The sequence below is a fragment of the Nostoc sp. genome, assembly GCF_036917535.1.
In the GTDB taxonomy this organism is placed as follows: Bacteria; Cyanobacteriota; Cyanobacteriia; order Cyanobacteriales; family Nostocaceae; genus Nostoc.
In genome coordinates this window covers 19,159-34,885 of the sequence record NZ_JBALDA010000111.1, presented here as the reverse complement: position 1 = coordinate 34,885, position 15,727 = coordinate 19,159, and the positions used below count along the sequence as shown (strand labels likewise).

Sequence of the window (15,727 nt, the reverse complement as noted above, 5' to 3'; positions counted from 1 at the left end):
AATATATCAAAAAATGCCAAGCTTTATCCTCATCGCCAACCCTGGAAATCGCCGTGTCGGTTTCCTCCAACAAGCATTAACCCATTTCAATTTACCACCAGCCACCGTAGTAGATTACGCAGACTTGATTTCAGGTAAACAAACTCTCGAACAATTTAACGCACCCAACACTATTATCCGCTTCGATTCTCCAGAAAAGAACTTTGATATCGATAAAGCGATCATCGCCGCAGGTTTCAACGTATCAGATAACCGACAATATCAACGCATTAGTCCTAGCGAAGCTATGGAATTAGAATTCGACAAAGGACTCATCCTCTACCCGCGACAGTGGTATTTAGGTTGGCGCTATCTCCTGCAAAAATGGGAATCTCAACTTACTCCTCTCCAGGGGTACTTCATGAACCATCCGCAAGACATTACTGTAATGTTTGACAAACCAGCTTGTCACGAAATATTCAGCCGTTACAATATTCCTGTTGCGCGATCATTAGGTAAAATTCACAACTACGCTCACTTACGCGAACAAATGCAAACGCAGGGAATAGAACGAGTATTCGTCAAACTTTCCCACGGTTCCGCCGCTTCTGGAGTCGTTGCTTACCGTGCAAATTCACGCTTTGAATCAGCTATTACCACCGTCGAACGAGTGCGAGAAAATGGGCAAACCCTGCTTTACAACTCCCGGAAAATTAAGCACTATACTCATCACGAAGAAATTGCAGATATCATCAACATCTTGACAGCAGAAGGCGTACAAGTTGAAGAATGGCTACCTAAAGCACATTTGCAAGGATGCGGTTTTGATGTGCGTGTGGTAGTTATCAATGGTGAAGCACAACATATCGTTGTTCGCCTTGGTAAAAGTCCCATGACAAATTTACATTTGGGGAATGAACGGGGAAATACTGAGGAATTTCTAGCAAAAGTTGGTGTAGAAAACTGGGAGATGATGAAGCGAACTTGTAAACAAGCAGCAGCATTATTTCCTAATACTTTATATTGTGGAGTGGATTTATTAATTTTACCAGATTGGAAAACTCATGCAATTTTGGAGATTAATGCTTTCGGTGATTTATTACCGGATATTTTGTGGAATGGAATGGATACTTATACGAGTGAAATTAAAGCGATCTTGGCAATATAAATCTAGGGTACGACTATAAATTAAGATTAACCAAAATGAATAACAATTCAAATAAATCGGGAGAATTTGACGCAGTACTTGGTGGGGAAGCGCCACCTCCTCTTTATGGTGTAGTTTTAGGAGGAAATAAAAAGGTAAAAAGTTTGATTTTAACAGAATCTTTAGACAGAATATTAAAAACCTTAGAAGAAAAAGATCCAGAAATTGCTTCGCTTTTACAACCAGGTTTAACTCGTAAAGATTTTTTTTATTGCTATGTTTAATATGAATGAAATCGTCGGAACTCATGACATCTTATTTATCACCTTAGACACATTACGTTACGACATAGCCAAAGATTTACTTGCACAAGAACGCACTCCAAACTTAGCAAAAGTACTCCCTAAAACAGGTTGGGAAGAACGCCATTCACCCGGAAACTTCACCTACGCTTCTCATCATGCGTTTTTCGCAGGCTTTTTACCCACACCTGTAACGCCTGGAATTCACCCCCGCCTTTTTGCTTTGGGATTTGAAGGAAGTACCACTACAACTGATACAACTTGTGTGTTAGATACCTCAAATATTGTTAATGGATTAGCTGCTAAGGAATATCATACAGTTTGCATTGGTGGAGTTGGTTTTTTCAACAAACGCAACCCTTTAGGTAATGTAATTCCCTCAATGTTTGCCGAAAGTTATTGGAGTCCAGAATTAGGTGTTACTAATCCCAATTCTACAGAAAATCAGGTAAATTTTGCACGACATATTTTAGAAAAAACGCCAAATAATCAACGCATATTTTTATTTATAAATATTTCTGCCTTGCATCAACCAAATTATTTCTACCTTCCTAATGCAAAGGATAAAATCGACACTATTGAATCTCATGCCGCAGCTTTGGAATATGTTGATCGCCAATTAGCTAAACTCTGGAATATTATACGCCAAAGGCATTCTACATTTTGCATTCTCTGTTCTGACCACGGGACAACTTATGGTGAAGATGGTTACACTGGACATCGACTTAGCCATCCTGTGGTTTGGACTGTTCCCTATGCAGAGTTTATTTTATGAAAATCTCACGCAGAGCTGCAGAGGCGCAGAGTTATTCTTTGCATGAGACTTAAAGCAAATTCTTAACTTGTCATAAAAATCCTTGAAATTCTATGATTAAAACCCAAAATCTTGAATCGAAAATCCAAAATCTAAAAGCTAAAATCGCCCAGTCTCCCTATCAAGCATACGTCTATTCTTACCCCCACAAAACAGCTTACCGTCCCCTGACTCCACTTGTGTATCTCCCGGAACTTTGGGCACAGCAAGATAGACAAGCGCTATTTCTCTACATACACATACCGTTTTGTGAAATGCGTTGTGGGTTCTGCAACCTGTTTACTACAGTCAGCCACAATGAAGATTTTATGAGTCAATATGTCCGCACGTTACAGCGACAAGCGCAACGGATGAAAGCGGTGTTGGCTGATGCGACATTTGCTAGGTTCGCTATTGGTGGCGGAACTCCCACCCAATTACCCATTCAGCACCTCGAAACTATTCTCAATATTGCTGAAAATACGATGGGTGCAAAGTTACAGAAAATTCCCATTTCTGTGGAAGTCTCACCAGAAACCGCAACTGAGGATAAGTTAAAGCTGCTGCGATCGCACGCCGTTGATCGTGTTAGCATTGGTGTCCAAAGTTTCATCGAGTCAGAAGTCTTAGCAACTCAGCGCCGTCAATCCAATACTCAAGTAGAAGCAGCTTTGACAAGGATAAAAGAAGCTGGATTTCCGACTTTGAATATTGACCTAATTTACGGTTTACCCGGTCAAACTGTCAATACTTGGTTGCAATCAATACACGCTGCTTTGCGCTTTCAACCAAAAGAAATTTATCTGTATCCATTATATGTACGACCGTTAACAGGTTTGGGACGCACAGATAAAGAATGGGACGATATTCGTTTAGCTTGTTATCGGGAAGGGCGATCGCTATTATTATCGCAAGGATATACGCAAGTTTCCATGCGGATGTTTCAACGATTAGAAAAGGAACAACCTAACAATCTTTCTCCCTCATCTCCTGTCTACTGCTGTCAAGCCGACGGTATGGTTGGTTTAGGTTGTGGCGCACGTTCATACACTAATACTTTGCACTACTCCAACGATTATGCAGTGGGAGCAAAGGGAATCAGCGAGATTTTACAAGCATATATTCAAACAGCAGATGAGTCATTTGACTACGCGCACTATGGTTTTCAACTAAATGCTGAAGAACAACGTCGGCGATATATTTTGTTATCTTTGCTTTCCGATGAAGGATTAAATTGTGCTAGTTATCGCCAACAATTTGGTGGTGAAGTATACGCAGATTTTCCAGGATTTTCAGAACTGCTTGCTTTAAATTTGGCAATTAATTACGAAGATACTTTTCAGTTAACTGAATTTGGCATTGAGCGCTCTGACACTATTGGTGTGTGGTTATTTTCTGAGAAAGTTCAGGAATTAATGCAGGATTATGAGTTGAAATAGTGGGATTTAAAAAAGATTTGTACAGAAGCGATGAATCATGTTTATACAGATATTTATATTACATCTACCGTTGGAGAAAATATGACAAACAATCAAAATAAACCCAGAGAATTTGATGCGGTACTTGGAGGAGAAGCATCACCTACGACTGATGCTGTACTAGGTGGTGTTGAAGGAATTAAAAAACGTTTAGCAAGTCCTTATGCAGAAATACGTGTAGCCGCTCTTCAAGATACATTGAATTATCAAACAGAAGGGTTAAATTTAGTAATACATTCATTGCATGATTGTTCAAGAAAAGTCCGTCAAGCTGCCTATAATTTATTACGTGATAGAATTGAGCCTCAAGTCAAACAAGTTTTGCAGGAATATAAGTATTGGGACTTAATTGAGCGAATAGATGAACCTTTAAATGAGGGATATATCTATAATACTTTCAAAAACTTTTACAATCGACAAGTTGAGAGCTCTGACCCTAAAATAGGTTTGCAAAATCCTGCTGAAAAAGCTTATGTTCTGGATGATAATGTTACTACTTTCTTAAGAGAACCCGAAGTAAATAAAGTAGAAGCTTTGATATTTAGAGGTTACTATGATTTATGGCGCATTTTATCGCCAGATATTCTAAAAAATATTAAAGCTCTTTTTTACGGACCTTATGACATAGATTACCAAATTTCTTGGACATATATTGAGGATATTAGTCTTATCTTAAAAGGTTTATCTAATCTAGAAATGTTGCTAGTTCGCGGTGGAGATGATAAATCTCCCTGGAAAAAATTCATTTATTTACGCCATGAATACTTGAAAGCACTAATTGTAGAAACTGGAGGATTAGGTCGTAACAAAATTGCTCAAATTCTCTCTCTCACTCTCCCAGCATTAGAACATTTAGAATTATGGCTAGGTACTGATGAATATGGTGGAAACTCTTCTATTGATGATTTAATGCCAATCTTCTCAGGTAATTTATTCCCTGAATTGACTTACTTGGGACTGCGTAACAGTGAATATGCTAATAATATTGCTGTTACTATTGTTAACTCTCCTGTTATTAATAAAATTAAAGTTTTAGACCTTTCGTTAGGAGATTTAGGAGATGAAGGTGCTGAAGCTTTACTAAATTGTCCTGCTGTGAATCAGCTAGATATTCTTAATGTTTCTCATAACTGTTTAACTGAAGAAATGGTTGAAAGATTGAAACTGTTAGATGTCGAAGTTATTGCAGATACAGAAAAGGAGCCAGGCGATCGATATTGTTCTGTTTCTGAATAATCAAACTTAAAAAAATTAATTTGGATATTCAATTAATATGCATCTCATTATCCTTTATCGCGGCCCTTTAATCAGTTGTAACTACGGTTGTGAATATTGCCCCTTTGCTAAACGCCAACAAACAGCCGCCGAATTAGCAATCGATAAACAATCTTTAGAACGTTTTGTCAATTGGATTTCCCAACATCCCCAACATCAATTTTCAATTCTGTTTACCCCTTGGGGAGAAGCTCTAATCCATTATTGGTATCAGCAAGCACTGATAAAATTAACGCAATTGCCCAATGTTAATAAAGCCGCAATTCAAACTAATCTCTCTTGTCAGCTAGATTGGGTAGAGGAATGTAATAAAGATAAATTAGCACTTTGGGCAACTTTTCATTCAGAATGGGTGTCACGCGATCGCTTCTTACAAAAATGCCTCAATCTAGACAACAAAAATATCAAATTTAGCGTTGGAGTTGTCGGTTTTCCCAAGTTTAAAACAGAAATAGCCACTTTACGTCAGGAGTTACCACACCACGTTTATTTGTGGATTAATGCTGTCAAGGCTGAACTTCCTGATTTATCACCAGAAAATCGAGAATTCTTCAAATCTATTGACCCGTTATATGAACTAAATACTCAACATTATCTTAGCTTTGGGCATTCTTGTCAGGCTGGAAAATCAGTGATTTCTGTTGATGGTGACGGCACAATGTACCGATGTCATTTTATTAAAGCAGCAATTGGTAATATTTACGATTCTGACTGGGAAGCAGCTTTGTTTGAACAACCTTGTACCAACCAAACTTGTCACTGTCATATTGGTTACGTTCATCTGGAATATTTAGAAATGAATAAGGTATTTGGTTCTGGTATTTTAGAAAGAATTCCTGATAATTGGGCTAATCAAAATTGTCCAGTAATATAAATATCAAGGTTTATCAATTTGACTACTCCTTTCCTGCCAGAAAATTACCTAAGAAGAAGGAAATTATACTACACTATTAGTACACAGGCAGCATCTACGGAAATCTATGTTAAACAGAACCTTTCAATTAGGCGATCGCCAATTAAATTTAGATTTGTGGCAAAAACTATACTACAAACATCAAAAGCAATACACACGGCAGAGATTGTTGGCGATTAAATATTTGTATGAACATGACGAAAGTTGAGTTTCTTTAATACCTCAATGAGTGGAGGATTTGAGGGAATTGTTATTGAGACTAAAGAGAAGTACGAAGGCCAGATTTGCTACATTGCCAGAGTGAAGTGCTGGGGCCAAGAAGCTCGATTTGGGGGTATTGTGATTGAAACAATGATAGATGATGATTTTTCTAATCACTAGGAAACTGTATTTGGATTATTAACTTATACCCAATGTTTGACTATGGTCTATCAGATTGGATGCGATTGCGTCCATCCAATGGAAACCATGTTATGTAATTGCGTTCTTCAGCACCATGAAATTATTGAATTTTCTCAAATCCAAACCAGTCATTATAGTTTTAGCAATTGCAGTAAATATCACTGTTATTGATGTACATTCTTCTAGTTCAAGTCTTCCCATAGGCAATAGTACAATTACTCAGTCCCAAATAGAGATTCAACTTGTTCACACACTGACTGGACATAAAAAAGTGACTTTTGGTGTTCGAGCAGTTGTGATTAGCCCAGATAAGCAAACTCTAATTAGTGGAGGTAGAGATGATACAATAAAATTCTGGAATTTACGTACTGGAAAATTACTTCGTAGTTTAGAAGCTCACTCAGATGGCGTTACTTCAATAGCTATTAGTCCAGATGGCAAGAGGATTGTAAGTGGTGGGATAAGCACCCCAACAATGAAGGTTTGGGATTTACACACTTTCCTTATGCTTGATAGCGAAAGTGGACATACTCAACCAGTAGAAACGGTTGCTATTAGTTCAGATGGTAGATTGATTGCTAGTGGCAGTGACGATCGCACAATCAAGCTTTGGGATTTACACACGCTTAAGCTGCTTGATACCATTGCTGCACACTCAGGATTTGTGAGTAAAGTTGCATTTAGCCCTGATATGCAAACCCTTGTAAGTGCTGGAGGTGGCGATGACAATACAATTAGGCTGATTGATTTACAAACTAAAAAAACACGCTCTATTCTCAAAGGGCACAAAACCGGAGTTGATGCTATTGCCATTACTCCAGATAGCAAAAAGCTTGTTACTGGTAGTTTTGGTCAGCTAGTTTCTCGAAATCGTGCAATTAGTACTCTGAAATTATGGAATCTTCAAACTGGAAAACTGCTGCATGAGTTTACTGATAATTTTAATTCAGTTGAATCTCTTGCCATCAGCCCTGATGGCAAAATTCTGATCTGCGGCAATTATGATGGCACTATTAAACTGTGGAGCTTAGAGACTTTAAAACTGTTGCACACATTGAGGGATGGTTCCAGTTCTGTTTTAGGGCTTGCTCTGAGCCTGGATGGTAAAATCCTCGTCAGTAGCAATGAGGATAGCACTATACATATTTGGCGAATAAACTAACTGGTGAAAGCGAGGGTTAAACTAGAATACACGTTGCGTAAGTTTTGACCTTCTGCCTCCTTCTAGTATTGTTATTATCTCTCTATCGACCAATACTCTTATTTCTCAATCAAAGCTACACTACCTTTGGAAATTGCTAATATTCTGGGGTAGCAGCACATGATTGATCTCTACACCTTCACCACGCCCAATGGACGCAAAGCCTCCGTAATGTTGGAAGAAGTCGAATTGCCCTACAATGTCCACAAAATTGACATTACTACTCAACAGCAATTTACACCTGAATATGTCGCCATCAATCCCAATAGTAAAATTCCTGCCATTGTTGACCAAGAGACAGGGATTAAAGTTTTTGAATCCGGCGCAATTCTGATTTACTTAGCCGAAAAAACAGGCAAACTCTTACCAACTGACCAAAAAAGCCGTTTTCAAGTCCTAGAGTGGCTGATGTTCCAAATGGGAGGAGTCGGGCCAATATTTGGACAACTTAACCACTTTAAACGCTTTGCACCCGAAAAAATTCCCTACGCCATCGAACGTTATGAAAAGGAAACTTTACGTATTTATGGTGTTTTAGATAAACAACTGCAAGACAATGAATTTATCTGTGGTGACTATTCTATTGCTGATATTGCTACTTATCCGTGGGTAGCGATTTATGAATTTCAAGATTTAACACTTGACAACTACCCAAATCTCAAACGCTGGGTGGACATGGTGCAGCAACGTCCGGCTGTACAACGCGGAATGCAAGTCCCTTAAATACAGAAGGAAGGATGAGTCAACAATCGGGATCTGGTTCTCCTAAGCTTAGAGTGATGCGATCGCTGTTATTAAGCTCAACAATTGGTCTTCCAAGCAAAGCTTACCTGGTCGTCCTGTTTTTTGTTTTGTTTGCTTTAGCGTAGGCGCAGCCCGTCGTAGACATCGCATTACCTCTAACATCTGGTTGAAAGTTTCCTGAGGTACACCACACAAGCGTTTAAAGTCTTCTGGCTTCAGGCTCTTTACTTGTTCATAGGTCATAGATGCTACCCAACTCTAACTTACTTGTCTCACGCATCTAGGACTTTTGCAAGAGGTATACTCTGAGAGTTCCGTCTTGGTCAGAAGTCATAACTCGTAAGTCGGAATATAAATAGATGCAACAAATAAGCGATGCCTGCGGCGGGCTACGCCTACGCATCAGTAGGTTACGCGAAAATGAAAACTTGGAAGAGGCTGCCCGTGCTGTGCTGAAGTACTTGGGGAAGTTGAAGCGACCGTATTTGACTGCGGTGAAAGAGAAATTGTTAGGTTTGATTGAGCAAGAATACGATGTTACAGATTAAATTATAAAAACACCTCGACAATAATAGATACACGTCTTATGATTAGGTAATCAGCTTGATGTTTGGCAAGGCGAAGCGAGGGCTAAAACCCTGGGGGATCTGCCAAAATCGCCAGAACCTTGACAAATGAATAACTACAGCGTTTCAAGAATTCGGAAAGTTGCAAATCACTTGCAATAAGAGCGTCTGAAAATGACCTTTTTTTTTGATTTGCCAAAACGCTTCCCAGGAAGCCTGCTCTGTAACAGTTTCAATACCGAGCGGTTTCCAAAACCAATTACCCCGCAAGGGGACTGAAACAGGCTCAGAAGGCAAATGAAGATGGACGGGAGAAAAGTTTCCAAAACCAATTACCCCGCAAGGGGACTGAAACAATCTCGGGCCATTTCCCTGTCCAATTTCCAGCAAGTTTCCAAAACCAATTACCCCGCAAGGGGACTGAAACCTTCCATCCTGTCGGCGGCTTATCAAAGCTCCGCGCGGTTTCCAAAACCAATTACCCCGCAAGGGGACTGAAACGCAAAACCAACTTAATTAACGAGTTGTTGAATGTGATTGGGATTAGTGATAATGTAATTGCCTCGACATTTGCAGAGGTTTTATCGGCAATTAAATTTTCTTATTCTTCCTGTACTGATTAAGTAAGTATTGTGGATTGCTCACATACATCTCTGTATAACCGCACTGACCACAAATATATGCTGTTAATGTCAAGGTATGAGTTCCTTTAAATATAAGTGCTTCTGGATTATCGTAAAATTCTACTTGCAGATCCTGGCTATTCCCTTGTATGTGGGAGACAATGCGAACGTTGGGAATTATATCTGACGAATCACATTTGATACAAACCATTTGTTCAACTCTTTGTTTCACTGGATACGTCGAAGAAGAATCCTCGGCATTGATTATGCCTGTAGATGTTACTAGAACTGGCTGACCTTTAACACTAGAACGAGCAATTTCGTCAACACCCTGGAATGACCTGTCCTCGATTCCGTCCTTTGATGTACCACAACTCCAGCAGAAGGAGAAAGTCTCTTCATTCTGCTCATGACATTTGCAACATTCCCACATCTGTATTACCTTTGCAAAACAGTTGACGTTAGACAAGTTTAAAAGTGATCGCTTGCTTTTTCAAGTGGGCGAGCTTTTGGTTTCATCTCACTTTTTGGGGTTGCTTTCCTAAGCCACGCTTGAACCTTTTGGTAAGAACTGCGATCGCCTTGAGCTTTGAATAGTTCTAGTGCCACTTGCAAATCTGCGATCGCACCTTGCCAATCGCCTAAGTTTTTGCTGCGTAAATCCTGGGCTAATTGAACGCTATCTGAGTAAGCAAGTCTTTACTTTTTTCTTACCGCCGACTGCGAAAACCCTGTTTACCATTAACTTGGTCAAAGAGTACATCATATTTATCAAACAAGGCGATTCCAGGATTTACAAATATAGTCGGTTCTGCTTGTGGCGAGATACTCAAATTCCAGCGATTAAATCCGTCACGGGTTCCTGGTGTCAAACTGTAATCAAAAATGCCATTAATTCCTACTTTCACAGCATTTGCTGACCCTAATACTCCGGGTTTGAGTTTACCTGCTGTAGAAGCTGACTTGAATTCAGTTAAACCATTAATAGTTCCAGTATCAGCGATCGCTCTGCTATTACACGAATTTTTCGCAGCACTCCCAGCAAGAGTTAAACAAACTTTGCTCAGTCGAGAGTCCCATATTTTACCGGGTACACCATTAATTTCGGGTTGTTGACTCCAAGAAGCCATTTTGAAACCTGCTTGATTCTCGGCAGTTAAACCGAGAATAAGGCTGCCATTGTTGTTACTACCACCATTACCATTAACGATAAATCCGTTATTTAGATTGCCTGATAATTTTCTTAACGGGTTATAGGGAAGTGATTTTTCAAAATAGTTAACACCGACAATTCCAGAAAATGGCACACCACTATTTGCTGAACATTTAGGTTTTTGGGCAGTACACTGGCGATTAGTAACAACCTGTACGGGAACAGGTTCGGTGGTGGGAATTAAACCAAAGCGGACATTAGTATAAACTAATTCTCCTTCCAGGATAGTACCATCACTTAATACCTCTTTGATATTTTGACCTGTTCTTCGGATCAAAGAATTACCTAAAAACTCTTTGGGAACTCTTAGCCCTGCCGACCCTGTATCTAATAAGATACGTTTTGGTTGACCATTTGCGATCGCAACTTCCAAAAAATAGCCGCGAACACGTTGCCCAAGGGAAGGTTTTGGATATAAAGGTAAGGATATGGTATTAAAAGTTGGCTTGCGGGGTGTATTTTGCGAGATATCACGCAACGCTGACTTTTGGAAAAGAGCCGCAAATGCCGACTGGCGTTGCGCTGCTGGTTCCGGGGCAATATCCCAAAGGCTCTCGTAGTAGAAAAATCCGATACCTAAACCGCGTTGTTGCACTGCTTCTACCTGGGATTGGATTTGTGCTATGGAAACTGGGCGATTTCGTAACCCCGCCATAATACCAATACCAGTTGGGATGACTTGTTGGGTTTCTAAAATTTCTGGGCGGGTAATTTGAGCGATAAAACTTTCCACATCATTACGGTACACCTGCATCACCAACTCATCAACAATACCCAACCGTACCCAGTTAAGCCAATCTTGCAGTTGCATTTTATAGGCGAAATTATAATAATTAGGAGCAACTGAAAAAATAGCATTCGGTTTTTTGGCTTTCACGGTTTGGTAAAGGTCTACCATGAAAGCAGTAATTTTATCTGCCCGCCATTTTATCCATGCTTGGGCTAAGGGATTAGGTGGAGGAGGATTGCCAGTTTCTTGAGTATATAGACTTATCGTGTACTTATCGTAACCAAATTCTACAGGTAAACTCGTATGGTCGTCAAATTGAACGCCATCAGCATCGTATTGAGTCATAACTTCCATGACAAGTTCGCGGATAAATTTTTGCACTTCCGGGTGAAAGGGATTTAACCACGCCACTTCACCCGCAGCACTAATTGAAGTTTGAGTGCCATCCCCTTGTTGGGTTAGCCAATCTGGATGCTGTGATGCAAGTTCCGAAGTTAGAGGAACCATGAAACCAAATTCAAACCAGGGTATTGCTAGTAACCCTTGGCTATGGGCTTGAGTAATAATGTCTGCAATTACATCTTGTCCATCTATTCCCTTGAAGAAAAAGGGAATACCCATTTTCTGCATGATGGCGCTGGGATATTGTGTATAACCATCATTCCAGACTATCGGATAAACAGTATTAAAATTTAACTGCCGCAGTTGGTTCATGGCTGCTTGCACCTGTGAACGATTTCTAAAAACGCTAAAATCGTTACCACTTAGCCATACCCCGCGAATTTCCTGACGAGGTTGAGGAGGTAGTTGGGCAACGGCAGGAGCAAAGCTATTGAGTAACAATACTAGAAAAAATGATATTAGACATAATAATGGCAACAGACGCTTTTTCAAAAGCCACGGCGATGTCTCTTGACTCGCCTTACTTAGACCTAGTAGTACCCGTCTGTGTATAGGCTTAAATAGTAAGTTAGTTAGAGTTGCATTAATTTCTCTACTTTTTTCCCAAAACTGAATTGTCATTACTTCTGCTTACTAAATGAGGTTAATTGGTTATATTTAATACCATGTAAACATTAAATTGCTACATCAGGAAAACTGATGCGGTAATTTAGCTGCAAGATAGTTGACGCAGTTATCAGGTTAGTGGTGCCAAATAAAAATGTTTCAAATGTAAGCTGTAATCGAGATTGTGATGAAATTTATTGTTGTGCCATTCCTCAAACCCATGAATTTCAAACCTCACCAAAATACTTTTGACGACAAACTAAGCGCAAGTATTGGGCTGGTCATTGGATTGCTATTTATTGGAGGCGGTTTTTGGGTACGTAACATCATCGCGCACGAAGGTGCAACGTTAAACGAAACACGTGGTACGGTGGTAGACAGCATCAGTCGTCGCGATCGCAGCAGTACGAACAATAATGATAATGAGCAAAAAGAAACCTATGCACCAGTTATCGAGTTTCTAGCCAACGGTAAACGCACTCGCTTTACAGGCAGTTATGAGTCCTACCGCTCCAGCAACGGTCAGATGGTAGTGGTACGTTACAATCCTAAACAACCGATAAGCACTGCGCGTGTGGTGAATCCGCTGGAAGGTTTAGTACCTTGGGGAATGTTTGGTATGGGTGGGTTAGCTGTGGTTTTTAGCGTGGGCACACTGTTGCCTGTACGCTGGTCTTCAGGTAAGTGACTATAGATTTGGTCAGTTAATATTGCTCAAAATAGAAATGCGATCGCCTTGCCGCCGACTTATATAGTGTCCGGCTAAATACTTATCATTTAGACCGCAGTTTTTGCAAAGGGAAAGAGGCCTTTGGAATTTTTGCACAGATGCGGTAATCATTAAGTGATTAACCGGACTTGATATTACTTACACAAAAGTAGTAGGGGAGCAGTTGTCTTGGTAGTCATTGGACTATTTTGATTTTCGTGCTGACTTTGGCGGCGTTCGGTGTGCGCCAAAATATTTCTCACTGCGGTAACGCAACCACACCCGCAACACTTGCGGAATCTGGTCTTTTTCTTCCTTAGTCAGAGTTTTGTAAAGGGCTAAGGCGCGATCGCGTTCGCCCCGACAAGCAGCATTGTTGTGAGCATCCCAATAACTGCGGGCTACTCGAATCCGCCGACAGACTTCTTTAATCAGCGCGTCTCCCGTAAGTGGAATGTCTTGCTTGGTCATACTCAAATGCTATAAATTTCTAATGCCATCCTAGCGAGTCAAATTTATCTTGACACTTCAACCGCCCCGAAATACAAAGGACGGGCAAGATGCTTATCCCACAAAACTAGCAAAATCATCCCGCATTTATGCAACACCCGATATTAAACCCTTCTAAGCCTTGTAAATTGCTGAAGGTTTTGATAATGCTTGTAATTCTTCCCAAGAATAGTGAGGGGGTAGTTCAATTGGTTTATGATTGGCTCCTAATCCTAATCCTCTTGTCGGCTGGATTTCTTCAATTAATTCTTCAGCATACTCTATCAGCTTATTGGCTGCAATGCCACCAGTAATTGCCCCTGCAATCCCACCAATGGCAGCACCTACTTTACCACCAATGGAGCGTCCCAATGCGGTTCCGGCAACGCCACCTCCCACAGTACCTAGACTTGTAGCCAATGGATGGGATTGTATTCCTTCTGACTCGTCCTGTTGAGATTGAATTTGTGGTTGCTGTTGTGGTGTAATTTGCTGTTCATCATTTGTCATCATGTTTGCCCTTTTTATCTTTACAAATAAATAATCACTATTGCGATCGTTTAGCTATTATGCATTAGCGAAACGCTGCTGCAAGCAAATCGCCAACGCGCAACGCATTAGCCATAATCGTTAATGTCGGGTTAGCACCTGAATTTGAAGGAAAGAAACTACTATCTACCACGTAGAGATTATCGACATCATGGGTACGGCAATTGAGGTCAAGGACTGAGGTTTTGGGATCTGTACCAAATCGACAAGTACCACATTGATGAGCAACTGCTTGTTCAGGTATTTGAGTGCGGGGATAAATGCTAAATGGCAAAACGCTTTTAGCCGAATGAGAAATTGACTTGAGTACAGATGTCCAACGATGAATTAAGCGATCGCTTGCTTCAATATTGTTCAATGTATAATCAACATGAATCCGATCGCCCACCACACGAATCCGATTATTTGGGTCTGGTAAATCCTCTGTTTGCAACCACCAACCAACTGCTCGCTCGGCCAACAAATTTCGTTCAAAATGAGGAATCAGGTTGATAAATGGAGCCATTAATGGTGGAGCCTCTGCGGGAATCATATCCGCTAGTACATTGCCAGTATTTTGCACCATGCCCATTGGATAAGGAAAATCCGGCTCTCCCCAGTAAAAATCGTTGACAGCGATCGTCTTTTGAAATTTGGCGTGATTCACCTCTAAGTGTATGGAAACTATAGCGGTTTCCAGCTGTTTCATGTAATTCCGTCCCACCTGATCGGAACTATTTGCCAATCCATTGGGATGTTTATCGTTAGCAGAACGTAACAGCAAGGCTGCTGAGTTAATAGAACCACAAGCAACAACGACAATATCACTTGTAAACCAATGTTTTTCCCCGGCAATTTCAGTTTCTACCCTCGTCACTTCTCGCCCCGACTCACTTGTATGCAGCCGCAAGACTTTGGCATTAGTTAAAAGGGTAAAATTTGCATACATCTCGCGGCTAGGACGAATGGCGTTAACATCGGCATCAGCTTTCGCGTGTACGAGACAAGGGTATCCATCAAAAGTATCGCAACGAATGCAGAGACTCTTGGTGCGATCGCTTTCATTAAGCTTTAATCCCAGTGGTAGATGAAATGGGTAATAACCTAATTCGCGGATGCCATCAGCAAGGGACTGCATATCCGGCTCATGACTCACTGGTGGATAAGGATATGGTTCGCTGCGAGGTGGTTCCGTTGGGTCTTCTCCTGCTTGACCATGCACGTCATACAGCTTTTCTGCCTGTGTGTAGTACGGCTCAAAGTCTGAGTACTTGAGCGGCCATTCTGGAGAAATTCCTTGCTTGTGAATTACCCTTTCAAAATCTCGCTCCCGAAATCGAATTAAGGCTGCACCGTAGAGTTTAGTATTGCCACCAACCCAGTAACCTGTCTGAGGCTTAAAAACTTTGCCTTCTTTGTTATACCAATGCTCATCGGTGTGGTAACGATGTTTTTCATAGACTTCCTGGGGATTCCAGTTATCTTTTTCTCTCGGTAAAAAGTCGCCTCGTTCCAGCACGAGAATTTTTTTACCTGTAGGTGCGAGGCGGTGAGCTAATGTACCTCCACCGGCTCCCGTACCGATAATGATGATGTCGTAGCGCTCAGTGATGTTTGTCATATATGT

18 protein-coding genes are annotated in these 15,727 nt (G+C 40.7%); 11 read left to right on the top strand and 7 right to left on the bottom strand.

All coding sequences use genetic code 11. The features are described from left to right. Positions 1-13: 13 nt before the first annotated feature. The 9 genes from V7K56_RS36060 (at position 14) to V7K56_RS36020 (ending at position 8,213) form a co-directional block, all read left to right on the top strand. Positions 14-1,147: an STM4014 family protein gene (locus V7K56_RS36060; RefSeq protein ID WP_334918835.1), complete on the top strand. Its 1,134-nt coding sequence runs from the start codon at positions 14-16 to the stop codon at positions 1,145-1,147. 35 nt (positions 1,148-1,182) lie between these two features. Beyond that, the gene (locus V7K56_RS36055; protein WP_334918833.1) at positions 1,183-1,410 is read left to right on the top strand and encodes a hypothetical protein; all 228 of its coding nucleotides are present in this window, start codon (positions 1,183-1,185) and stop codon (positions 1,408-1,410) included. Position 1,411: 1 nt separating this feature from the next. Beyond that, on the top strand, positions 1,412-2,203 hold the full coding sequence (locus V7K56_RS36050; RefSeq protein WP_334918831.1) for an STM4013/SEN3800 family hydrolase: 792 nt from the start codon (positions 1,412-1,414) through the stop codon (positions 2,201-2,203). 92 nt (positions 2,204-2,295) lie between these two features. Further along, positions 2,296-3,660 (top strand): STM4012 family radical SAM protein, encoded by a 1,365-nt coding sequence (locus V7K56_RS36045; protein ID WP_334918829.1) that lies wholly within the window; start codon positions 2,296-2,298, stop codon positions 3,658-3,660. A gap of 81 nt (positions 3,661-3,741) precedes the next feature. Further along, positions 3,742-4,935, top strand: coding sequence for a HEAT repeat domain-containing protein (locus tag V7K56_RS36040; protein ID WP_334918827.1), 1,194 nt, complete (start codon positions 3,742-3,744; stop codon positions 4,933-4,935). Positions 4,936-4,972: 37 nt separating this feature from the next. Beyond that, positions 4,973-5,848, top strand: coding sequence for an STM4011 family radical SAM protein (locus V7K56_RS36035; RefSeq protein ID WP_334918825.1), 876 nt, complete (start codon positions 4,973-4,975; stop codon positions 5,846-5,848). A gap of 106 nt (positions 5,849-5,954) precedes the next feature. Beyond that, on the top strand, positions 5,955-6,095 hold the full coding sequence (locus V7K56_RS36030; protein WP_334918823.1) for a hypothetical protein: 141 nt from the start codon (positions 5,955-5,957) through the stop codon (positions 6,093-6,095). A gap of 288 nt (positions 6,096-6,383) precedes the next feature. Beyond that, positions 6,384-7,451, top strand: coding sequence for a WD40 repeat domain-containing protein (locus V7K56_RS36025; RefSeq protein WP_334918821.1), 1,068 nt, complete (start codon positions 6,384-6,386; stop codon positions 7,449-7,451). A gap of 159 nt (positions 7,452-7,610) precedes the next feature. Next, on the top strand, positions 7,611-8,213 hold the full coding sequence (locus V7K56_RS36020) for a glutathione binding-like protein (protein ID WP_334918819.1): 603 nt from the start codon (positions 7,611-7,613) through the stop codon (positions 8,211-8,213). A 48-nt stretch (positions 8,214-8,261) separates the two neighbouring features. Here V7K56_RS36020 and V7K56_RS36015 read toward each other — a convergent pair whose 3' ends face one another. Then, positions 8,262-8,477 (bottom strand): hypothetical protein, encoded by a 216-nt coding sequence (locus V7K56_RS36015; protein ID WP_334918817.1) that lies wholly within the window; start codon positions 8,475-8,477, stop codon positions 8,262-8,264. Positions 8,478-8,593: 116 nt separating this feature from the next. Here V7K56_RS36015 and V7K56_RS36010 point away from each other — a divergent pair, with 116 nt between their 5' ends. Continuing rightward, complete coding sequence (locus V7K56_RS36010) at positions 8,594-8,782, top strand: hypothetical protein (protein WP_334918815.1); 189 nt, start codon at positions 8,594-8,596, stop codon at positions 8,780-8,782. Positions 8,783-9,391: 609 nt separating this feature from the next. Here V7K56_RS36010 and V7K56_RS36005 read toward each other — a convergent pair. The 3 genes from V7K56_RS36005 to V7K56_RS35995 form a co-directional block, all read right to left on the bottom strand. Continuing rightward, positions 9,392-9,856, bottom strand: a complete 465-nt coding sequence (locus V7K56_RS36005; RefSeq protein ID WP_334918813.1) for a hypothetical protein — start codon at positions 9,854-9,856, stop codon at positions 9,392-9,394. A 38-nt stretch (positions 9,857-9,894) separates the two neighbouring features. Next, a complete protein-coding gene (locus V7K56_RS36000) occupies positions 9,895-10,032 on the bottom strand; it encodes a hypothetical protein (RefSeq protein ID WP_334918811.1) in 138 nt (45 codons plus the stop codon). A gap of 101 nt (positions 10,033-10,133) precedes the next feature. After that, positions 10,134-12,389: a glycoside hydrolase family 10 protein gene (locus tag V7K56_RS35995; RefSeq protein WP_334918809.1), complete on the bottom strand. Its 2,256-nt coding sequence runs from the start codon at positions 12,387-12,389 to the stop codon at positions 10,134-10,136. A 172-nt stretch (positions 12,390-12,561) separates the two neighbouring features. Here V7K56_RS35995 and V7K56_RS35990 point away from each other — a divergent pair, with 172 nt between their 5' ends. Continuing rightward, positions 12,562-13,062: a DUF3592 domain-containing protein gene (locus V7K56_RS35990; protein ID WP_334918807.1), complete on the top strand. Its 501-nt coding sequence runs from the start codon at positions 12,562-12,564 to the stop codon at positions 13,060-13,062. A 225-nt stretch (positions 13,063-13,287) separates the two neighbouring features. Here the strand turns inward: V7K56_RS35990 and V7K56_RS35985 are convergent, their stop codons facing one another. From V7K56_RS35985 to V7K56_RS35975, 3 genes are all read right to left on the bottom strand, one after another. Then, positions 13,288-13,554, bottom strand: coding sequence for a Precorrin-3B methylase (locus tag V7K56_RS35985; protein ID WP_334918805.1), 267 nt, complete (start codon positions 13,552-13,554; stop codon positions 13,288-13,290). 153 nt (positions 13,555-13,707) lie between these two features. Beyond that, a complete protein-coding gene (locus V7K56_RS35980; RefSeq protein WP_334918803.1) occupies positions 13,708-14,085 on the bottom strand; it encodes a colicin V family bacteriocin in 378 nt (125 codons plus the stop codon). A gap of 61 nt (positions 14,086-14,146) precedes the next feature. Beyond that, positions 14,147-15,721 (bottom strand): GMC family oxidoreductase, encoded by a 1,575-nt coding sequence (locus V7K56_RS35975; RefSeq protein ID WP_334918801.1) that lies wholly within the window; start codon positions 15,719-15,721, stop codon positions 14,147-14,149. Positions 15,722-15,727 lie beyond the last annotated feature (6 nt).